The sequence below is a fragment of the Sphingobacterium sp. xlx-96 genome (genome assembly GCF_011007365.1).
GTDB lineage: Bacteria > Bacteroidota > Bacteroidia > Sphingobacteriales > Sphingobacteriaceae > Sphingobacterium > Sphingobacterium luzhongxinii.
Map to the genome: position 1 here is coordinate 441,724 of NZ_WFKM01000001.1, position 19,929 is coordinate 461,652.

Annotated in this window: 21 protein-coding genes; 9 read left to right on the forward strand and 12 right to left on the reverse strand. The window is 38.8% G+C overall.

Translation table 11 applies throughout. The features are described 5' to 3' along the window. Positions 1 to 9 precede the first annotated feature (9 nt). On the forward strand, positions 10 to 1,236 hold the full coding sequence (locus G7B20_RS02075) for a Glu/Leu/Phe/Val dehydrogenase dimerization domain-containing protein (RefSeq protein WP_164108368.1): 1,227 nt from the start codon (positions 10 to 12) through the stop codon (positions 1,234 to 1,236). A 32-nt stretch (positions 1,237 to 1,268) separates the two neighbouring features. On the opposite strand, the gene G7B20_RS02080 is transcribed toward G7B20_RS02075, so the two are convergent. Next, positions 1,269 to 1,874, reverse strand: coding sequence for a thioredoxin-like domain-containing protein (locus G7B20_RS02080; protein WP_240452762.1), 606 nt, complete (start codon positions 1,872 to 1,874; stop codon positions 1,269 to 1,271). A 133-nt stretch (positions 1,875 to 2,007) separates the two neighbouring features. Between G7B20_RS02080 and metA the strand changes: the two genes are divergently transcribed. The 4 genes from metA (at position 2,008) to G7B20_RS02100 (ending at position 5,522) form a co-directional block, all read left to right on the forward strand. Beyond that, the gene (gene metA, locus G7B20_RS02085) at positions 2,008 to 2,955 is read left to right on the forward strand and encodes a homoserine O-succinyltransferase (RefSeq protein WP_164108369.1); all 948 of its coding nucleotides are present in this window, start codon (positions 2,008 to 2,010) and stop codon (positions 2,953 to 2,955) included. Positions 2,956 to 3,314: 359 nt separating this feature from the next. After that, a complete protein-coding gene (locus G7B20_RS02090; protein WP_164108370.1) occupies positions 3,315 to 4,358 on the forward strand; it encodes a sensor histidine kinase in 1,044 nt (347 codons plus the stop codon). Continuing rightward, a complete protein-coding gene (locus G7B20_RS02095; protein WP_164108371.1) occupies positions 4,355 to 5,137 on the forward strand; it encodes a LytR/AlgR family response regulator transcription factor in 783 nt (260 codons plus the stop codon). The genes G7B20_RS02090 and G7B20_RS02095 overlap by 4 nt, the downstream gene beginning before the upstream one ends. 124 nt (positions 5,138 to 5,261) lie before the next feature. Next, the gene (locus G7B20_RS02100) at positions 5,262 to 5,522 is read left to right on the forward strand and encodes a hypothetical protein (protein ID WP_164108372.1); all 261 of its coding nucleotides are present in this window, start codon (positions 5,262 to 5,264) and stop codon (positions 5,520 to 5,522) included. 83 nt (positions 5,523 to 5,605) lie between these two features. Here the strand turns inward: G7B20_RS02100 and G7B20_RS02105 are convergent, their stop codons facing one another. The 10 genes from G7B20_RS02105 to G7B20_RS02150 form a co-directional block, all read right to left on the reverse strand. Beyond that, positions 5,606 to 6,064, reverse strand: a complete 459-nt coding sequence (locus G7B20_RS02105) for a MaoC family dehydratase (RefSeq protein WP_164108373.1) — start codon at positions 6,062 to 6,064, stop codon at positions 5,606 to 5,608. Positions 6,065 to 6,656: 592 nt separating this feature from the next. Next, positions 6,657 to 7,058, reverse strand: a complete 402-nt coding sequence (locus G7B20_RS02110; RefSeq protein WP_164108374.1) for a DUF1634 domain-containing protein — start codon at positions 7,056 to 7,058, stop codon at positions 6,657 to 6,659. Between the two features lie 2 nt (positions 7,059 to 7,060). Next, on the reverse strand, positions 7,061 to 7,894 hold the full coding sequence (locus G7B20_RS02115) for a sulfite exporter TauE/SafE family protein (protein WP_164108375.1): 834 nt from the start codon (positions 7,892 to 7,894) through the stop codon (positions 7,061 to 7,063). 160 nt (positions 7,895 to 8,054) lie between these two features. Next, positions 8,055 to 8,495, reverse strand: a complete 441-nt coding sequence (locus G7B20_RS02120) for a KTSC domain-containing protein (RefSeq protein ID WP_164108376.1) — start codon at positions 8,493 to 8,495, stop codon at positions 8,055 to 8,057. Positions 8,496 to 8,838: 343 nt separating this feature from the next. Further along, complete coding sequence (locus G7B20_RS02125; RefSeq protein WP_164108377.1) at positions 8,839 to 9,828, reverse strand: diaminopimelate dehydrogenase; 990 nt, start codon at positions 9,826 to 9,828, stop codon at positions 8,839 to 8,841. A gap of 109 nt (positions 9,829 to 9,937) precedes the next feature. Then, a complete protein-coding gene (locus G7B20_RS02130) occupies positions 9,938 to 10,711 on the reverse strand; it encodes a TIGR03915 family putative DNA repair protein (RefSeq protein WP_164108378.1) in 774 nt (257 codons plus the stop codon). Between the two features lie 2 nt (positions 10,712 to 10,713). Then, positions 10,714 to 11,961 carry a putative DNA modification/repair radical SAM protein gene (locus G7B20_RS02135; protein WP_164108379.1) on the reverse strand — a complete coding sequence of 416 codons (1,248 nt, stop codon included), beginning with the start codon at positions 11,959 to 11,961 and terminating at the stop codon, positions 10,714 to 10,716. Positions 11,962 to 12,039: 78 nt separating this feature from the next. Continuing rightward, on the reverse strand, positions 12,040 to 12,516 hold the full coding sequence (locus G7B20_RS02140; protein WP_164108380.1) for a carboxymuconolactone decarboxylase family protein: 477 nt from the start codon (positions 12,514 to 12,516) through the stop codon (positions 12,040 to 12,042). Between the two features lie 62 nt (positions 12,517 to 12,578). After that, entirely contained in the window at positions 12,579 to 13,157 is a 579-nt protein-coding gene (locus tag G7B20_RS02145) for a Crp/Fnr family transcriptional regulator (RefSeq protein ID WP_164108381.1), read from the reverse strand. A 235-nt stretch (positions 13,158 to 13,392) separates the two neighbouring features. Beyond that, the gene (locus G7B20_RS02150) at positions 13,393 to 13,593 is read right to left on the reverse strand and encodes a hypothetical protein (protein WP_164108382.1); all 201 of its coding nucleotides are present in this window, start codon (positions 13,591 to 13,593) and stop codon (positions 13,393 to 13,395) included. A 182-nt stretch (positions 13,594 to 13,775) separates the two neighbouring features. On the opposite strand from G7B20_RS02150, the gene G7B20_RS02155 reads away from it, so the two are divergent. Beyond that, positions 13,776 to 14,333, forward strand: coding sequence for an NADPH-dependent FMN reductase (locus G7B20_RS02155; RefSeq protein ID WP_164108383.1), 558 nt, complete (start codon positions 13,776 to 13,778; stop codon positions 14,331 to 14,333). Positions 14,334 to 14,468: 135 nt separating this feature from the next. Next, positions 14,469 to 16,343, forward strand: coding sequence for an oligoendopeptidase F (gene pepF / locus G7B20_RS02160; RefSeq protein ID WP_164108384.1), 1,875 nt, complete (start codon positions 14,469 to 14,471; stop codon positions 16,341 to 16,343). Between the two features lie 71 nt (positions 16,344 to 16,414). Here pepF and G7B20_RS02165 read toward each other — a convergent pair whose 3' ends face one another. After that, positions 16,415 to 17,689 (reverse strand): DEAD/DEAH box helicase, encoded by a 1,275-nt coding sequence (locus G7B20_RS02165; protein WP_240452761.1) that lies wholly within the window; start codon positions 17,687 to 17,689, stop codon positions 16,415 to 16,417. A gap of 236 nt (positions 17,690 to 17,925) precedes the next feature. Here G7B20_RS02165 and G7B20_RS02170 point away from each other — a divergent pair, with 236 nt between their 5' ends. Next, positions 17,926 to 18,498: an RNA polymerase sigma factor gene (locus tag G7B20_RS02170; RefSeq protein ID WP_164108385.1), complete on the forward strand. Its 573-nt coding sequence runs from the start codon at positions 17,926 to 17,928 to the stop codon at positions 18,496 to 18,498. Between the two features lie 195 nt (positions 18,499 to 18,693). Next, positions 18,694 to 19,866, forward strand: a complete 1,173-nt coding sequence (locus G7B20_RS02175) for a FecR family protein (RefSeq protein ID WP_164108386.1) — start codon at positions 18,694 to 18,696, stop codon at positions 19,864 to 19,866. The last annotated feature ends 63 nt before the right edge of the window (positions 19,867 to 19,929 follow it).

The window sequence follows — 19,929 nt, forward strand, 5'->3', positions numbered from 1 at the left end:
TATTGATTTATGAAAGAATTACTTAAGGAGTTTGAATATAAAAGGCCCGAGATTGTTTTTGAGTGGAAAGATAGAGAGACAGAAGCTGAGGGATGGGTCGTTATCAACTCCTTGCGCGGTGGTGCTGCTGGTGGAGGTACACGCATGCGTGCTGGCTTGGATCGCAATGAGGTAGAGTCTTTGGCGAAGACCATGGAAGTTAAATTTACGGTATCAGGACCAGCGATAGGTGGGGCCAAGTCGGGAATAAACTTTGATCCTAAGGATCCTAGAAAGAATGAGGTGTTAGCTCGATGGTTTAAAGTTGTTACTCCTTTGCTTAAAAACTATTACGGCACGGGCGGAGATCTCAATGTAGATGAGATTCATGATGTGATCCCTTTAACCGAAGAGTACGGACTATGGCATCCACAAGAGGGAGTGTTGAATGGGCATTTCAACGTTCGGGAAAGCGATCGTATTCGTCAGATAGGCCAGTTACGGTATGGTGTCTCGAAAGTGTTGGAGGATACTTTTTATAGTCCTGACTTGAAGCGTAAGTACAAAGTTGCGGATATGATTACCGGTTTTGGTGTCGCCGAATCGATACGGCATTTTTATGACCTTTATGACACCGGGTGTAAAGGCAGAAGAGCCATCATACAGGGCTGGGGCAATGTTGCCGCGGCTGCTGCTTTTTATCTTTCAAAGATGGGCGTTCGCATCGTGGGAATTATCGATCGTGCCGGTGGATTGATCAATAAGGAGGGGTTTGGAGAGGAGGAAATCACGCAACTGTTGCTGAATCGTAATGGTAATGAGCTTGTTTCTCCGGACATGATTCCTTTTGATAAATTGCAGGAAGAAGTCTGGCGCGCAGGGGCCGAGATATTTGTTCCTGCAGCGGCTTCCCGTCTTGTCTCGAAGAGTCATGTGCAACAGTTGGTCGATAACGGCTTGGAGGTTATCGCAAGTGGCGCCAACGTCCCATTTGCTGACAAGGAGATCTTTTATGGTCCTGTAATGGAGTATGCAGATCAGCATGTGGCTGTTATTCCTGATTTTATTGCCAACTGTGGGATGGCAAGAGTGTTTGCTTACCTAATGCAGACTGGTATTGAAATAAATGATGATGCACTCTTTTCTGATGTGTCAAGAGTGATTCAGGATGCTCTGAAGAATATTCGTGATATTTCAAAAGAGCGAACACATATATCTTCAAAAGCGTATGAAATTGCTCTCCGCCAATTGATTTAAAATAAAAGGGGCTTTTCAGAATGCCCCTTTTATTATTTCTTGTCATACTTTTTCATAATGTCCTCTAAGACTGCGGTAGTAAGCTCATGGTCTGTAAGAGTAGGGAACCCTTCCCAGCGAACAATACCTTCTGGATCAATTAGAATACAATGTGGTATTCCTTTGACTTCAAGTTCTTTTTTAAGTCTGGCCTGTGTGTCTATTGCATTGTAGTAATCTATTTTTATATTCTTTGCATTTTGAACTTTGGTGGCTGTTTCATCGGATATTCCGATAATGATTAATTTATCACTGTATTTTTTTTGCCATTCATTAAGTTCTGGAATAACTCTTCGACAGGGACCACACCAAGTAGCCCAAAAGTCTATGAGTACAAATTTTCCTTTTGTGTCGGGAGTCTCTGAAAGCCATTGTTCAACTTCTAATGTAGGAGCTTTTTCGTTGATAATGGATTTTGCCCATAGTTTTTTGCCATTATTGCTTTCTTGCCCATAGCTCAGTGTAACTGTCAGGCAGAGTAATAGTGCTGTTGCGATTGTTGTTGTTAATTTTTTAGACATAGAATGGTTATCTTTTGCTGTTTTCTTTGTTAACAGGATTAAAGTAGGCAATTTACGATTGTTTTTTTCTTTCTGCAACTGTCTTAGCTATTTGTACAATGCAATAGATTTTCCTTGGACGGGATTAATTTACTTGGTCGTGGATTTTTAATTCCTGGGTATTTTTGGTACTTTTACTGCTGAATTTAAGGTGAAATAAGTGTAAATTAGTATGCCTGTCAAGATACCCGATAACCTGCCCGCTATAGAACTTTTAAAAAGCGAAAGTATATTTGTAATGAGTGATCTCCGTGCCAGTGAGCAGGATATTCGTCCGTTGCGGTTGCTTATTCTTAATCTTATGCCTCTTAAGATCTCCACGGAAACTGATTTTGTCCGATTATTGTCCAACAATCCCTTGCAGATAGAAGTTGATTTTTTACGCTTGGAGTCTCATACTTCTAAAAATACGTCTGCTGAACATCTAGAGATGTTTTACAAAGGTTTTTCTGATGTTTCTGATGATTTTTATGATGGAATGATTATTACGGGTGCTCCCGTGGAGATGCTTCCTTTTGAAGAGGTGACTTATTGGGAGGAGGTGACACGTATTTTTGATTGGGCTAAAACTCATGTTACTTCAACATTGTATATTTGTTGGGCTTCTCAAGCAGCGCTCTATCATTTTTATGGCGTTGAAAAGCAACCTTTAGATAAAAAGCTATTCGGTGTTTTTCAGCATACGGCTCTTGATAAAACAAACCCGCTGTTTAGAGGTTTTGATGATGAGTTTTTTATCCCGCATAGTAGACATACAACTATTTCGCAGTCGGATATGGAGAAAAGTAAGGATGTGGAGGTGTTGTCAATATCTGATGATGCAGGGGTAGCTATCGCAGCTTCTAGAGGAGGACGAGAATTCTATTTGACAGGACATTCCGAATATGCTCCGTATAACCTACACGAGGAGTATGTACGTGATCGTGATAAGGGATTAGCTATTGATATCCCATCAAATTATTATACAGATGATGATCCTACATTACCACCTAAGGTAAGATGGGTAAGTCATGCAAATCTGCTTTTTAACAACTGGTTGAATTATTATGTCTATCAAGAGACACCATTTGACTTGAAAAATGTACCACAGCTAGGCGATTTAAGAAATACGAACGGGTAAAATACAATGTGGGTAATATATGAGGGTAAGAAAAACGCCTGGAGCGGGGAGCAACAGGCGTTTCTAACTAACCAATTATTAACCTAAATTATGAAATTACAGGTATAACGTTATTTTGTAGTCTTTAGTATGTGAGAGATCAGTTTTCCTGTATTGTACTGGTTTTGTTACAATAACCAGGTTATACAGCAGAATTAGGTCATTTAATTTTCGGTTTTATGTAAGATAGATTACTTGTGCTACGTTATTTTGTGGTCAACAATTGGGGGTTAGGGATACTTCTCAATGTATCCTGATTTTACGTGATTTTATGATAAAATCTGTACTTTCGTGAATCACTAATTGAACTCAATAGACTAATGATGAGATGTAAGCACATGGATTACCCCTTTGGCTTGTGGATAAAGCAAAGTTTTGTCTTTGCGCTGACAGCAACTTTACTGATAGCTTTGGCCTCTTTTACGGGAGGTTTTATGAGTACGCGTAGTGTTATTCAAATTTTCATTACGTTTTTAGTTATCTTAATTGTTGCGTTAGATAATATCTGTATTCATATCTATTTTAAGGTAGAAGACCCCGTCAAGTCCCCCCTATATGTCAAGGTGATAAGTTTTGGTAGTGCAATTGGGATCATCTGGCTTTTTCATGGTGTAGAACTCTTTTTTGATATTGCTGATGATCGGTTGCGCGGTATTTTAGTTCAGAGTCCGTTACGTAGTTTTACATTTATTAGTGTGCAAGGTAGCTTGTTAAATGTTGTTGTTCTACTGTGGCTTTATTTCTTGATGTCTGAGCATGCAAAAGTACATCATAAGCTGGAACGTTCTCGTTTAGAGCGTTCTAGAGAAGAGGCTATAAACCTAATGATGCGGCAACAGATACAGCCTCATTTCTTATTTAATGCGTTGGCGACTTTAAAAACACTGATTGTAAAGGATCCCGGCATGGCGCAAAATTATCTGCTGCAACTTTCTGATTTCTTGCGAATTACTATTGCTTCTGTTAAAGATGGTGAGCTGGCAAGTATAGATCAGGAAATTAAGCTTTGTGAAGATTATTTGAATATGCAGAAAATCCGGTTTGGGGAAGCTTTGCATTATCAAGTCGATGTTTCAACTGATGTAAGAGCGAAGCAATTACCTATATTCTCTATCCAACCATTGGTAGATAATGTATTAAAACATAACTCATTTACCGTTCAGAACCCGGTCCGGATACGCGTTGACGAAAGAGATGGCTGGATTGTGGTCCGTAATAATAAAAATATTCAGTATCAAAAAGTGGAATCAAATGGTAGCGGACTTCGGAATCTTGTAGAACGGTATAAATATTTGTTTGTACAAGGTGTCGAAATTGATGAATCGAATGATTTTTTTGAAGTGCGTATTAGGATTCTGTCATGAGGATAGTTATAGTAGAAGATGAGATTTTGGCAGCCGAAGACTTGACCCAGACGTTACTGCAAGTGTTGCCCCAATCAGAAATCGTAAAGCATGTTCAATCGGTTGAAGAAGGATTGGTATTCTTTGGAAGCGATCCTAAGATTGATTTGATTTTTTCGGATATACAACTGGGGGATGGTCTCAGTTTTCAGATCTTTCAAGAGATCAATATCACTGCGCCTATTGTTTTCTGTACGGCTTATGATAATTATTTGCTGGAAGCGTTTAAAACAAACGGAATTGATTATATCGTAAAACCTATATCAAATTCTGCAGTTGAACAAACAATACAAAAATACTTTGGATTACAACGGCAACTAACCCAGGTGGTATCCACTATGCGTATCGGGACAGAAGGTGTGTACAGTGCCTTACTAGGGCAGATGCAAACTAATAATAATGCCTTAATCGTATATCATCATGACCGTATAATACCCTTGTCTTCAGGAGAGATAGCCTTATGTTACATCGAATATGAGAATGTATTTGTTAAGACTTTTGAGGCCAAAGAATATACGGTAAATAAAAGCTTAGATGATCTGGAAAAGCTATTGGGGAATGTTTTTTTTCGAGCCAATAGACAAAATCTGGTCAATCGAAAAGCACTACGACATGCCAGTTATACCTTAACTAGAAAGTTGTCCTTGGAGCTTTGTATGGCGCATGAAGCTAAAGTATATGTCAGTAGAGAAAAAGCGTCCACTTTTCTTCGGTGGTTGGAAGCAAAGGATATCATATAACATATGTAGTTACGGTTCGCCCTTTATTTTGTCCGTTTGAGCTTGAAACTGGTTAGATAGGTCAGATAAATTCATGATTTTTGATTTACTACTATTTAAAAGAAGTATGATAACGGTAATGGCTATGTATAACTTTGTAAGTATTTTCAAAACAAATATTCAAACGCTGACTGATAAACTTATTATTTTAGAGGGGTTAAGAACTTTAAAAATGCCGATAGTGGTAAGTTTAGATCTTGAAGATGAAGATCGTATATTGCGTGTCGAGTCTCCCGAGCATATCGTAAGTCAGGTTTTAAAAAAAGTGCATGAATATGATTTTAAATGTGAGGAACTAGATAGTTTCGTAAGTGGTGTCCCGTTAAGGGGTGCTGTACTATCTTAAGATCTATATGATCCCATGGATATTATAGATCCCGGACGAGTGGAAATGTGATCGGCCCACTTGTCCAGGAATATAGAAGTTAGTTATTCGAAATGATATAGAAACACAACATCGCCAACATATGCCGGTTTCGGATTGTCTTTGATGATTAATGTTGCTTCGATTGAAGCTTTAACGGTACCTCTCAGGTTAAGTATCGATTTAACTTTTGCTTGCAGTTGTACTTCGTTATCTACTAATACAGCCTGTCCAAATTTTAAATTTTCAATACCATAATTGATTTCCATCTTTAGATTTCTGACGTCTGCAATCTGTTTCCATAAGTAGGGGATTAAAGAAAGCGTAAGATACCCATGTGCTATAGTCGACTTGAAAGGGCTATCTGTTTTTGCCTTTTCTTGATCGATATGAATCCATTGATGATCTAAAGTGGCATCTGCAAATCTGTTGATCTGTTCCTGATCGATTTTGTGCCAATCGGAAGAGCCCAGTTGTTTCCCTTCATAGGACTTGTACTCTTCATAATTGTTAATTATTACCATTTTAAGAAAGTTGTGTTTAATACTTAAATGTAAATATTTTGGATGTAAGTTAGTAAAACTTTTCTTAGCTGACGTTAATTCTTTTTATTTAAAACAGATGGCTATTGAATGGTTTGATTTTGTTGTAATTGTGGAAATGCGAAAGGGTTTAGACTTCTCTAAACCCTTTCTGGCCTTTTGTATGCGTACCTTTTTTTTCTGTTTCTTTGTTTCTTTTTTCGCTTAGACCAATTGTCCAAACTTTGCAGATACAATCAAAAAGCGTTTATCTAAAAAAGCGCTAATAAAGTAGCTCTTCAAAATTGTTGCTCTTTTTGATATAATAACGACTATAGTTCAATAATATTGTGTGTCTTGTAAAAAAAAATCTGGAAGCCTACTAAATTCAAAAAAAACGCCTGTAGCGGGGAGCTACAGGCGTTATTAACTAACCAATTATTAACCTAAATTATGAATGCTCAAAGATAAGATGTAGATTTTAGATTAAGTGTTAAAAAATTGTTAATTTTTATTTGGTGTCAGTGTTATTACGTGATATTTTATTTGGACATTATGTGTTTTTTTAAAATTATATAGTTTTTTTCTTTATTTTTTAACCTTTTACTCCGCTAAATATACTGGCTATGATAACACCTAGAACAATTAAAGTAATAACAACGTACATGATGTCTTTCTCGATAACAAACCCAAAAAGAGAGCCTATCACTCGTAGGATAGGGGTGCATATAAGAAGCAGTACACCGAATTGGATGATCTGAGGTATCCTGAACTGAAATGCACCAACGATAATTTCAGTTATCGTTGTATTTGAAGTAGATTCTCCTACAAATTCTTTATAATTTGGTATAGGTTCCTGTCCATGTATCATCAAATATAGTATACCACCTACGATCAGCGTAACGGAGGCGAAGGTAACACCAATACGCAAGATCTGTCCTACTAAGATCGAGATATCCTTATCGTTCCAGTAATACTTTGAGAAGACTTGTTTCATAGTTAAAATTTATGTTGTAAGCCGTTAAAAATCATCTGGAATGCAACCAATGTAATTGCTATGGCAAATATCAAGCGTAATGTTCTTGGGTTCATCTTTTTCAACAGCTTTGACCCTGTGATAGCCCCACAGAGAACGCCTAGAATGACTGGAAAAGCAATTCCTGGCTCCATGTACCCGCGTTGTAAATAGACTACAGCTGATGCAGCAGCCGTGACACCTATCATAAAATTGCTTGTGGTTGTACTCACTTTAAAGGGGATTTTCATCATGCTGTCCATGGCTAATACTTTTAAAGAACCAGAACCTATGCCTAAAAGACCCGAAAGAATTCCTGCTATCCCCATCAACGAAAAGCCGCCGGCCACATTGGTCAGTTTATAGGGGATCTTTTGACTGTCTACTGGATAGCTATTATTAAGTTTGAGTTTTTCGGCAAGCATGGAACCTCCTTCATGAGCATATTCATTTTTTTTACGCAGTGTCATTACGGCAGAAAAAATGAGTACAATACCAAAGATAATTGCAATGGTGTTGGTTGGCATATAGATGGCAATCATAGCACCGACCACAGCACCGATGGTGGTCGCTATTTCTAAAAACATGCCTAATCTTATATTTGTAATTCCCTCTTTTACATAGGTCGTTGCTGCTCCTGAGGAAGTGGCGATCGAGGCTAGTAATGCTGCACCGATTGCATAACGGATGTCTACATGAAATAAAAGCGTTAACAAAGGAATGACAACGACACCGCCTCCCAAGCCTGTCAATGAACCTAAAAGACCAGCTATAAACGTGCCTAGGAAAAGAATGAGGGTAAAAGTCAGAATGGTCATTTATCAAGTTTTTAAAAGCAGTAAACTTAGGAGGTTTTTATTGCTTTTAAAATAGTATTAATCGAATAAATACAATTGTTACATCAGATTAGTGATGACCTCTTCGTAACAAACTCCACTACTTATAATAATACAATATAGTGGAGTTCTGGTATGGAGGCTAACTCGTTTTTAGTACGTTTCTATACGAATACTTTGGATAAACGTGTCGTTTGGCAAAACGCGCAGGGGAATCGGCGTTTACCAACTTGATATACTCGTTCCTTGGTACGTTAAAATATTCATATTGACTTCCATCAAGAAATGTAAGTGTCAAAATTTGACCCTTCCAATCAAAGTCAGAGATAGATGAATCTGTTATTGTGCGCTGATAAACAGGTCGTTGATTTTCTAAGGTTTCAGGACAGATACTTACTAAAAAATGATAGGCTTCGATCATTTCTTTGCTTTTTTCTTCTGCTGCTAAAAGGCCTTCCTGATCGTTGGCAAATCTATCCGGATGACACTCCTTCATAATTTGGCGATAGCGCGACTTCAATGTACTGAGATCAACTTTGCTATCTACATCTAACAGTCTTCTGTAGTCCGCTATTTTTTTCATGGCGCAAAGGTAGTTAATCTACGGTAGTAATTGCATGTTTTCTACAAAATACATTTAAATTACATCCGGAATATCATTTTAATAGTTAAGACCTAGGGACTATCAGTAAGAAATAAACAAGCCAATACACGTTTTTCTTAGATTCATAATGCTCCGTCGCATTGCATCCGACCAATGCAGATTGGTAGACTATGCCGTCACCTCCCGACCGATATGGAGGGAGGTAGAAACTACATATTAATCCTGTACTGTTCATAGACCTCTCCACAAGGTCGAGGTGACGTTTACTTTGCTGTCCTTAAAACTCCATGGTGTTTGTTAAAAATCTAACCTCTCGAAATGATTATAATAAAGTTCGACGGAGCTCTTCGTCTGATTTGGGCGAGAGGTACGATAGTGGGATATCCAACACGGTACGAGCTCCGGATTGTCCTTGTCTGGCCATCTTGCCTACGGCACGGGCATACGCTACAAGCACACTTGCTGTAAACTCTGGATTACTTTCTAGTGCCAAACTAAATTCAATGCGCTGTTTTGCACCACTCCCGGAAACGCCGGATCGAAATACAATACCCCCATGAGGCATTGCCCCGTGGTTTTGTCTCAACTCTTCTTCGTTGATAAAATGTACCGTTGTTTCGTAATCAGCGAAATAATTGGGCATGGTCTTTATTGTGTTTTCAATAATACTGTGGTCTGCCCCGGTTTCTGCTACGACATAACAGACCCGTTTGTGTTTTTCTGCTGTTGACAGAATAGGGTTTTCTCCTGACCGCACCAACGCTAAAGCACGGTCTATTGGAATAGTATATTGGACGCCGTTTTTGACACCTTCTACTCGCCTTACTGCGTCTGAGTGCCCTTGGCTCAACCCCTTTCCCCAAAAAGTATAATCCTCACCATCAGGAAGGACACATTGTCCCATCAGTCTGGCCAGGGAAAATAATCCCGGATCCCAACCTGTAGCGATTAAGCTCAAGGTGTTGCTCGATTTTGCGGATTCATCAACGTTGGCAAAATATTCTGGTATTTTGGCATGGGTGTCAAAACTATCTACCGTATGGAACAGTTTGGATACTTCGAGGACCTGTTCAGGTAGATCCGTAGATGAACCTCCACATAGAATCATAACATCGACAAGGTCACCGTAATCTGTCAAGCGATTCATTGGTATTACCGGAGATTTACAATCAAGCGATGAGGGGTCTCTCCTTGTAAAGATAGCTACTAATTCCATGTCCGGATTTTGCTTTATCGCTTTTTCTACCCCTTTTCCAAGATTGCCATATCCAATGATACCGATTCTCAAAATATTCGTAGTCTTATTTTTCATATTAAGATTCTTAATTTTTTGTATAAAGCAGCGAATCTACAAAAAAAACAAAGATTTGAGCAGACTTATACAAATAGTTCGTATTTGTAGGAATGTATTTTGATACTTTTTAGCTCTTGTTCGTTTTCTCCGGAAGATATTTCCAATATCTTTTTGGAACATGGCGAAGATGCAGCTTTAGGTTTTTACGGGCTTCTATATTCGTACTCTGAAAATAACTCTGCCATAATACGGTGTAACAGTTATCATCTGCATCTAAGGTTATCGTTCCTGTTGATTTTTGTAATGCAGTTGATTGCTCCACACTTAGAGTCACTTCTGTGACACTGTAAAGATCATAATAAATACCATAGCAGCGCTTATTATCATAGATAAGCCAATGCTGATCAGCATATCTATCCCTAAAAAAGGAAATAATCAATGGCAGTACGTTGAAGTCTGGCTCTATAATGGCCACATACATCCCATTAGAATCTTTATGAAAGCGAACAAAAGCTTTCATACGATGACGCTCACGGCTCACTTTGAGAAGTGTTTGACGGAATAGTAAAACACGTTCATCTCCGTAGTTGTCCAAAAGCGTTGGACTATTAGTTTTGAATACAGCGATGATCAATTCAAAAATTATTTGATGTATTTTAGAGTCCTCTGCTAAAAAAGCTCGCCAAAAATCAATAGCTCCATTTTTTGTGAGCAACTTGGTTAGGCCATCGTTTACACGTCTAGCCTTTACTGCATCAGATGGGATCTTTTTAGCTGTTTCAAATAGAGACTCCTGAAAATCATATTCTACTTGTAGTTGTACGTCAAACTCTCTACATTCAAATACTGTAAAAATCGCTGTCAGCAGACCTTCATAGCTGCCGTCGTACCTGTAAATCATTTTTAGAATAAGGATAGTTGAGGCGTAACGGTCTTTTGGCGATTGGATCCCTGTAAGATATGTTTTCGAACGCTTTCCATTTGTATCGAACCTAACGGGATGATAGAGTCTGCACAAACCATAAAGTGCTTTGCTCTGTTGTAAGCTATTCCCATTTTCTTGATTTGGTACTCGTGGAGTCTTCCGAACTTTCGGGCTTGGATTATCTTCATGGCGGACTGCCTTCCTATACCAGGAATCCGAATGATCATCCAATAATCGGCCTTATTTATATCGACGGGGAAGAACTGCGGATTGCGTAATGCCCAACTTAATTTAGGGTCAATCTCCAAATCCAGATGCTGAAAATCTGGATTCAGTACCTCCTGGATTTTGAATCCATAGAATCGCATAAGCCAGTCTGTTTGGTATAATCTGTTTTCGCGTACGAGCGGAGGTTTTGTCCCTATTTGAGGGAGGAGGTTATTTGTGTTGGATATGGGGATATATCCAGAGTAGTAAACTCTTTTTAAATTATAATTTTTATAAAAGTTGTCAGCTACCTGCATGATTTCATAGTCACTTTCTGCTGTCGCTCCAATAACCATCTGTGTGCTTTGTCCTGCCGGGACGAAATTAGGCGTATGTTTAATAAGTTTTTTTTCTTCTTTGTATTGTTTCAGTTTGTCATTGACAAATGCTAAAGGTTTTTTGACTGACTCATGATTCTTTTCTGGAGCCATAAGTTGGAGCCCTGCATCGGTAGGCAGCTCTAAATTGATACTCATTCGATCTACATAGAGACCGGCTTCCTGTATGAGTTCTTCACTCGCTCCGGGTATGGTTTTAAGATGTATGTAGCCGTTGTAGCGTTCTTCTGTACGTAGTTTTTTGACGATGCGTAATAGTCTCTCCATCGTATAGTCTGCACTTTTGAATATGCCAGAACTTAAAAACAAGCCTTCTATGTAGTTACGACGATAAAAATTCATTGTAAGCCTAACGACCTCTTCTACTGTAAATGCAGCACGTTGTACATCATTGCTCCGTCTGCTCACACAGAAGGCACAATCATATATACAGTGATTGGTCAATAGCAATTTTAATAAGGATACGCATCGGCCATCTTCGGTATAAGTGTGACAGATGCCTGAATATGACGCATCACCTATACCGCCTGTATTCTTTCTCTTTGAACCTGATGAGCTGCAGCTGACATCATATTTTGCTGCATCAGCGAGGATTCGTAGCTTTTCTTCTAATCTCTCCATAAAACAAACATACTAATTATATTAGTATGTTTTGTGGGTTGGTTGTGATTTTGCTAAGCTTTTTTAGTGAAGAATATTCTATAGGATTAGGTTGTCTAGCCCTAGAAGCTTATCCAATGACCCTGGTGCCGTGCGAAATCCTACTCCAAAGCGATTAAGCGCGTTAATCATTGTAATAATCATGGTCAGCTGCGTGATTTCTATGTCGTCGAAGTGCGATTTAACCGATTCATAAACGTCGTCGTTCGTGCTTTCAGGACTAAGCGTAGTCAGCGCTTCTGTCCATAATAGCGCTGCTTTTTCGCGTTCAGAGAATAGCGTGGATTCTTTCCAGGTATTTAAATGGAGTAGACGTAAAGCTCTTTCACTGTCTCGTATAGCTTGTTTGGAATGGATATCAATGCAAAACAAGCAACCATTGATCTGTGATGCCCGCAGTCGGACAAGGTGTACCAGAAGGTTGCTTAATTGGGATTTTCCCACCAATGCATCTAATTCCAAAAGTTTACGGTAAGCTTCTGGTGAAAATGAGCTGTAGTTTAAGCGTTGTGCCATATAATATCGTAATTTGTGTATTCAAAAGTACGCGCTGCAATGGAGGAAAAAGTTGAACAGGTTCAAGAAATATTTTTTCGTCTTAATTTGCTTACATATTCGGCTGAAAGTCCAAGATAGCTGGCAATAAGGTATTGTGGTACGCTGTTTACAAATTCAGGAAAGGAATCCCTAAATCTAAGATATATTTCCTCTTTAGAATAACTCAGTATATATTTCATTCTCGTCTGGTATGAGCCATAGGCAATCTGGTATACTGCCCTGAAATACGATTCCATTTTTGGAAAGCGGAGCAGAAGCTTTTCTCTATTTGGAAGAGATATACTTAGTAGTTCCGAATTTTCTATCGCTTGAATATAGAAGTCGGTAGGTTGCCCTCTTTGTAATGCTATATAGTCTGCTATCCACCAGTTTTTTAGTGCAAATTGAACCGTATGTTCAACCCCTTGGTGATCGACAAAATACATGTGGACACAGCCCGTCAAGATGAAGTAATCATTCACAAACCGATCTCCGGCTCGCATTAAAATTCCTTTCTTTGGAATGTCTTCTCGTTCAAAATAGCCGATGATCTCTGTAAATTCATTTTCCGTCAGTGGAATAAATTGATTGATATGTTGGAATAGTATGTTGTTTCTCATCCATTAGTTATTTTTTACTATTTTATGTTATTCTATGCTTCGCAATATAAGGCTTAAATTTATTTTTCCATGTTGGCTGATTTCTTCTCGCTATCCGTGAAGTGCATTCTTTTGAGTTAGCTTTTTGAATCACATTGTAGTCATGATCATAATAAAAAAAACATTCCATTTTATCGAATAACCATCGATCTCCATTTCCAGTCCCTGCAAAGCACCAAAGACCCGCATTTGAAAATTATTTGGATTCATTTACCGCTTCAACAGAACTGTACAATATACTATCACCAGAGATTTCTATTGTTTTGATCTGTGTTACCATACTTCGATGCCGTTCCGGGAATGGGAAATCAACGGATTTTGGAAAATTTTGAACTGAAAATTCTTGAATAGTTATTTCCTTGTCGATTGTGATATCTTTCTTTATAACAAACTGCATACTTTTTTATATTAAAACCAACGATTAAAATTAATAGTTTGTTTGTGGAGCCATATCCCTGAATACAATAATTTTTTAGTTGTAGTGATTTTCAGGGGGGCTGTCCAAACATTTGGAACATCTCACTGTTCTATATTTAAGTTTAATACAAGGAGAGATATACATTTAAATAGGTTAAGGTCATGGAAATAAAAAAAATAGGTATAGTCGTCGGATCTATTCGCAGAGATGCGTACACCGGAATGGTCGCAGATTATTTAAGTCAGCATACGCCTGAGGGGTACCAGTTTGAACGTATTGGCATCGCCGATCTCCCGCTTTACAATCAGGACTATGATGTGAACGGGGAGCCGGATAGTTATGCCCCGTTTAGGTCCCAGGTAAAATCTTTGGACGGGGTAATATTTATCACTCCCGAACATAATCGCTCTATACCAGCGGCATTGAAGAATGCACTAGATGTGGGATCGCGCCCTTATGGCAAGAACGTCTGGAATGGCAAGCCGGCTATGGTTATCTCTTCATCTATAAGTGGTCTTTCCGGATTCGGCGCCAATCACCACTTAAGACAAGTCCTCACATTTCTCAATATGCCTACCTTACAACAGCCGGAAGTATATCTGGCTAATATACAGGATTGTTTTAAAGAAGATGGAACTTTAGTTAAAGAGGGTTATGGTGAATTTTTGCAAAAAGCATTAATCGCTTATTTGGACTTTGCAAAGAAATTTGGGGGGTGATTCTGGTTAAATAGGAGAGAGGTGCTATGAGTGCTTTTGATATGTCCGTGTATGTGGTTCAAGTGCAGATGTTTTTAATTCTAATGGAAGATAAATTTTGTAAATTCGCGGCACAAACTAGACATTGATAAAGTTATGTTTAAGAAAACGCAATTGATTACTGCTGCAATGTTATTTTCAACGACAGTTGCAGTCAGCCAAATGAAGGTTCGGGATGAACTTCCTGATAAATACAAATGGGATTTGAGCCCGCTGTATGCTACAGATGATGTATGGAAGGAAGAGAAAGCCCGTGTACAACAGAAAATGCAACAAGTAGCTTCCTACAAGGGTAAATTGACCCAGTCTGCTAGCATACTTCTGGAAGCATTGGATCTGAATAGTGCGTTGATTAAAGACATGGTTAGGTTGTCTTCATATGCTTCAATGAAATCGGATCAAGATACACGCGTGACCAAATACGCAGGTATGAAGCAAGAGTTACAACAACTATTTGCGGAATTCGGGGCGTTGACCTCGTTTATGGAGCCTGAGTTACTAACCCTACAGGAAGAGCAGCTAAAAACTTTTATTGGACAGGAGAAGGCACTTTCTACTTATGAGTTTTATATCAAGGATTTACTTCGCAAACGGGCACATAGAGGCTCAGAGGAAGTTGAAAAGATAATGGCTTATTCGTCGTTGATGTCGGGCAATGCGGCAAATATATTCAATACATTTTCGAATGCGGAGTTCCCATATCCTGATGTTGACCTAAAAGGAAAACGCGTTAAGCTCAATGCAGCCAATTTTTCCTTGTACAGAGCTAGTGAAGACCGTGAGGTACGGAGTAAAGTATTCGCTGCCTATTTTGGTAAGTTAAATGAGTTTCAGCGTACTTTTGGTGCTCAGCTTTATGGCAATATTAATGCGGCCCTCTTTACAACAAAAGCCAGAAACTACAAAAGTACTTTAGAACGGGCTCTCGATGATGGTAATATTTCGACAGCTGTGTTTCACAATCTCGTCAAAAATGTAAATGGTAATTTAGAAACCTTCCATCGCTATCTAAATCTTCGCAAACGCATGATGGGGGTGGATACCTTGCATTACTATGATCTTTATGCCCCTTTGGTGGACAAAGTTGATTTAGAATATACGGTAGAGGAAGCTGTCAGCAATATCCTACAATCGTTGAAGCCTTTAGGTACTGCCTATACTGATGTGTCTAAAAAGGCTTTCAATGAAAGATGGATCGATATGTATCCGAATGAAGGTAAGCGATCGGGGGCCTACTCCAACGGATCGGCCTACGATGTGCATCCCTACATTCTCATGAATTATAACGGCAAGTACAATGACATGTCTACGCTGACTCATGAACTGGGACATACCATGCATAGTTATCTGACGAACAAAAAGCAGCATTTTGCCAACGCGGATTATTCGATTTTTGTTGCGGAGGTAGCTTCCACATTGAATGAGGAGCTATTGAACGATTACATGCTTAAACAGATCAAAGACGATAAGGTGCGTTTAGCTATTTTGGGTAATTACCTCGAAGGTGCGAAAGGTACATTATTCCGCCAGACGCAGTTTGCTGAATTCGAATCCATGATCCATGACAAAGTCGCTAAGGGAGAAGCGCTGACCGGCGAGGACTTCGATAATATGTATCTGAAACTTACTCGAAAATATTATGGACACGATAAGAATATCTGTATCGTCGACGATTACGTGAAGTCTGAATGGTCTTATATTCCGCACTTTTATTACAATTTTTACGTATATCAGTATGCGACATCCTTCACAGCTTCTACGGCTCTCTCAGAGAAAGTGTTGCGTGGTACCGATGCTGACCGTAAGAGATATCTTGATTTTCTAACTTCTGGTAGCACTAAATATCCGGTTGATTTATTGGTAGATGCTGGTGTAAATATGAATACATCCGAGCCTTTTGATCTGACAATCGCAAAGATCAATAAAGTGATGTCAGAGATGGAAGCTATTCTCACTAGGATGGGGAAATAGTTATATTGCCTTTCGCAAAATGAATAAAAGCCGTAGTGATACGGCTTTTATTCTATACAGTATTTTGAGATTTACCGTTTCTTATTTTTCATTGTCATTTTGGCTTTTACTCCGCCTCCGTAGTTGTAGGTCTTGCTATTACTTTCCTTTTTCTCGTGAAAAGCTCCGCCTTGAGATTCGTCTATCTTGCTTTTGGTCTTTGCATTATTGGACGGACGATAGATAACAAGATCTTCCGGCAGAGGCATCACGGGGATTTTTTTGCCTATAGACTGTTCGATCTTTTTCACCTCTGGAAGCTCAATATCTGTCGCGAAGGTGATTGCAATGACTTCGTCGTCAGATTTTTTTGTAATGTGATCGACAAAAACATCTCCATTCTCCGGTACTTCAAAATGAAATATAAATGGTATCCCACTTAAATCGATGTCTTTTGTTCCTTCATTTGCTACAATCAGTATCCTACACTCGGGGATTTGTTTGAATTCATTGATGTCATCAATCCCGGAGTCGTCATGAAAAAAAGGATGTAATACGGTGGCTTCTCCCTTTTTAGCGTGTAGACTTTCACTCAGTTTTTGTGCTGTCAACCTACTATTCACAAATACCACTACTTTATCAAATACCTCTTCGTCGCGCATCAACGCGTTTAGGAGATTTATTTTTGTGGTAAAGTTAGGAACCTGGTATAGTATCAGTTCATGTGTTTCCGTCGTTTTTTCGCCCAGTTCGTCTACCTCAATTAGCGTTGCGACAGGCATAAAATCATCAATCATCAGGTGCAGCTTCTCATGTTCTACGGTGCTAAACGCCAGATATTGGACTTTTCCACAACTTTGAGCCAGTTCTCTTACTGTATTTTGCATTCCTTGCTTGATGATCTCGTCGGCATCATCAATGACAAAAGTCTGGATACGATTTAAATTAAGACCTAATTTTAGATATATAGCACGGGCGCGAGTTGGAGTAGCGACTACAATATCTACGCCGCGTACCAGTTCTTCAATCTCTTCTTCTACACTTCCGGCTGTTTTGAGCCCCATGATATAGAGGTTTCTATTGGCACTGATCGTTAGAAAACGATCAACTATTTCAGCAACTTTTTCTTCGTTAGGAGCCAGGATTAACACTTTAGGAGCCTCATCATGTGTGTATTTTAAGCGCATCAATACCCCCAGGACATATGTCGTTGTTTTTCCTGCCCCTTCTGGCGCGATACCTATGATACTGTGTCCACCGACAATTCGGGAGAGCGATTTTAACTGGAATTCCTTTGCTGTCAAATATCCCAGATCATTCATGGTTGCATGAAGACGTTTACTAAGCTTTAATTTCTCTAATGACACTGTCGAATGATTTAATATATCAAATCACAAAGGTAGATAAAATACTTTTCTTTTGTACGGCCTATCTAACCAAACAAATCATCTCGGTACTTGTTAACCAAATAGGAGGATATTGTTTTTGCAATTATTAAGCCTTCCATCTGTCCTAAAGATTAACATTTACTTAAAAGTACATTAATATAATGTTGATGGATCATTGCTTACTTTATACCTGATTTAAATAGTTACCTAATGGCATGAATCGACAATTGAATATGGATTTGACAAATGATGAGTTTCAGCAGTTCTTAACTGGAGACGAATTCGTCTTTCGAAAGGTTTTCAATAGCTATCATCAGGTGTTGTACCGTTATGCCTATGCGGTAGTCAAATGCGATTTCGAAGCCGAAGAGGTCGTACAAGAAGCCTTTATCCAACTTTTTAAGGGATGTCAAAATATGAAAGAATCCAGGCAGCTTTATCCATACCTATTTGTTATTGTCAAACGCCAACTGATTCAAATCTTTCGTAAAAAACTTGTTCAAGCAAAATATAACAGTTATATCGAACAAAATTGGACAGAATCAAGTCGTTGTACCCAACAGCAGTTAGAGGTTAATGACCTCAGCAATCTCTTGCAGTCTGCAATGGAAGATTTATCTGTCAAGGAAAAGGAAATGTATACACTCAATAAGATTAGTGGTCTTAGTTACGATGAGATTTCTGATTTTACCGGTGCATCGAGAAATACAATCAAAAATCAGATTATATCTGCTTCGAAAAAAATAAGGTTACAACTCCAAAAGTATTATTTTCTTTTTTTGTTTTAATTCTTGTTTTCTTTTCTCTCCTTATATAGTTTATCGTACTTATTCTTGCTGGTATAAATAGTATGTTAACTTTGCTTTACCACTAAACCAGTGGATTTCCTGTCTCTATGCGTATAGTTTTAAAAAAAATCTAAGATATAATAGTCCTCCCGGTATCCCTTCAGCTAGTATAATATTAAAAGCAAGGTATTATCAGTGACAAAAGATCAGTTATTCCGTTTATTTATAGCCTTTCGTGATGGAAATATCAGTGAGGAAGAACTACATACATTAACAAAATTTGTAAACCAGGATGCTGAGGATCAGTGGTTGGATCAATTGATCGATTCCTTCAAGGACGAAGAGTCCCAACAGGCACTATCTTCTTTGCGCTCAGAGCGTATGTTTGATCGTATTATGCGATCCGTGAATGAATCCAGCGTGCCTGTATCGCATTTTAAAAACTTTAGATTATGGTATGGAACGGTAGCAGCCTTATTGCTACTATGTTTTAGCTTATTGTTTTATTCTGAATCTAAGAGAACGGAAGAGTCAACAGATATCTCGGGGGTGGTTTTGCCGGGTAGTCCGAAGGGAAATTTACTATTGGATAATGGAGAACTCATCGATTTGGATAAACTTAATGTAGACACAACGATCGTACTTGAGGGCTACAACGTTACTAAGGACAGGCACGGCGAACTATCTTACACCTTGACTAGCACCGGCCCTTCCGACCGCGTAATATATAATACTATTGTGACGCCCAAAGGTGGCGAGTATAAACTATGCCTCCCGGATGGTACCTACATCTGGGTCAATTCCTCATCTCAATTAAAATACCCGTTGAATTTTGGGAAGGAGCGACGTGTAGTGGAGCTGGAGGGCGAGGCCTTTTTTGAGGTAGCTAGACTGGCGATAGGTCAAAAGTATATTCCATTTATCGTAAAGACCCGTCAGCAAGAGCTTGAGGTATTGGGTACTGCATTCAATATCAATAGCTATGACCCTGAGATACGCACTACCTTGGTCGAGGGGACGGTACGATTGCGGTTTGACAATATACAGCAACAGTTGCTAAAGCCTAATCAGCAAGCAATCTATAATCCGCACAAAGATGAGGTGTCTGTAAAGCCTATTGATCCATTTTATACGGTTGCTTGGCGAAATGGATCCTTTGCGTTCGACAATGTTAATCTTTATGATGTGATGGCTACGATAGCCCGATGGTACGACGTAAAAGTCGATTATCAGGGAGATTTTAAGGAGGTTTATTTTTCAGGAACGATCTCCCGTTACGCAGACATTAATAAACTATTAAAACTAATTACCCTGACTGGGGGTGTTCAATTTGAACTGAAAGAAAGGAGGGTATCTGTTATGAAATAATTTCAAAATGGATAGCTAAAGATTCAGGAGCGTTGCGACCGCCCCTGAAATTTAGTCGTATAA

Bases quoted from the DNA above. Each gene is read 5' to 3' on its own strand.
- G7B20_RS02075 (WP_164108368.1), top strand. From the start codon at position 10: ATGAAAGAATTACTTAAGGAGTTTGAATATAAAAGGCCCGAGATTGTT.
- metA (WP_164108369.1), top strand. From the start codon at position 2,008: ATGCCTGTCAAGATACCCGATAACCTGCCCGCTATAGAACTTTTAAAA.
- G7B20_RS02090 (WP_164108370.1), top strand. From the start codon at position 3,315: ATGATGAGATGTAAGCACATGGATTACCCCTTTGGCTTGTGGATAAAG.
- G7B20_RS02095 (WP_164108371.1), top strand. From the start codon at position 4,355: ATGAGGATAGTTATAGTAGAAGATGAGATTTTGGCAGCCGAAGACTTG.
- G7B20_RS02100 (WP_164108372.1), top strand. From the start codon at position 5,262: ATGTATAACTTTGTAAGTATTTTCAAAACAAATATTCAAACGCTGACT.
- G7B20_RS02105 (WP_164108373.1), bottom strand. From the start codon at position 6,064: ATGGTAATAATTAACAATTATGAAGAGTACAAGTCCTATGAAGGGAAA.
- G7B20_RS02110 (WP_164108374.1), bottom strand. From the start codon at position 7,058: ATGAAACAAGTCTTCTCAAAGTATTACTGGAACGATAAGGATATCTCG.
- G7B20_RS02115 (WP_164108375.1), bottom strand. From the start codon at position 7,894: ATGACCATTCTGACTTTTACCCTCATTCTTTTCCTAGGCACGTTTATA.
- G7B20_RS02120 (WP_164108376.1), bottom strand. From the start codon at position 8,495: ATGAAAAAAATAGCGGACTACAGAAGACTGTTAGATGTAGATAGCAAA.
- G7B20_RS02125 (WP_164108377.1), bottom strand. From the start codon at position 9,828: ATGAAAAATAAGACTACGAATATTTTGAGAATCGGTATCATTGGATAT.
- G7B20_RS02130 (WP_164108378.1), bottom strand. From the start codon at position 10,711: ATGATTTACAGGTACGACGGCAGCTATGAAGGTCTGCTGACAGCGATT.
- G7B20_RS02135 (WP_164108379.1), bottom strand. From the start codon at position 11,961: ATGGAGAGATTAGAAGAAAAGCTACGAATCCTCGCTGATGCAGCAAAA.
- G7B20_RS02140 (WP_164108380.1), bottom strand. From the start codon at position 12,516: ATGGCACAACGCTTAAACTACAGCTCATTTTCACCAGAAGCTTACCGT.
- G7B20_RS02145 (WP_164108381.1), bottom strand. From the start codon at position 13,157: ATGAGAAACAACATACTATTCCAACATATCAATCAATTTATTCCACTG.
- G7B20_RS02150 (WP_164108382.1), bottom strand. From the start codon at position 13,593: ATGCAGTTTGTTATAAAGAAAGATATCACAATCGACAAGGAAATAACT.
- G7B20_RS02155 (WP_164108383.1), top strand. From the start codon at position 13,776: ATGGAAATAAAAAAAATAGGTATAGTCGTCGGATCTATTCGCAGAGAT.
- pepF (WP_164108384.1), top strand. From the start codon at position 14,469: ATGTTTAAGAAAACGCAATTGATTACTGCTGCAATGTTATTTTCAACG.
- G7B20_RS02170 (WP_164108385.1), top strand. From the start codon at position 17,926: ATGAATCGACAATTGAATATGGATTTGACAAATGATGAGTTTCAGCAG.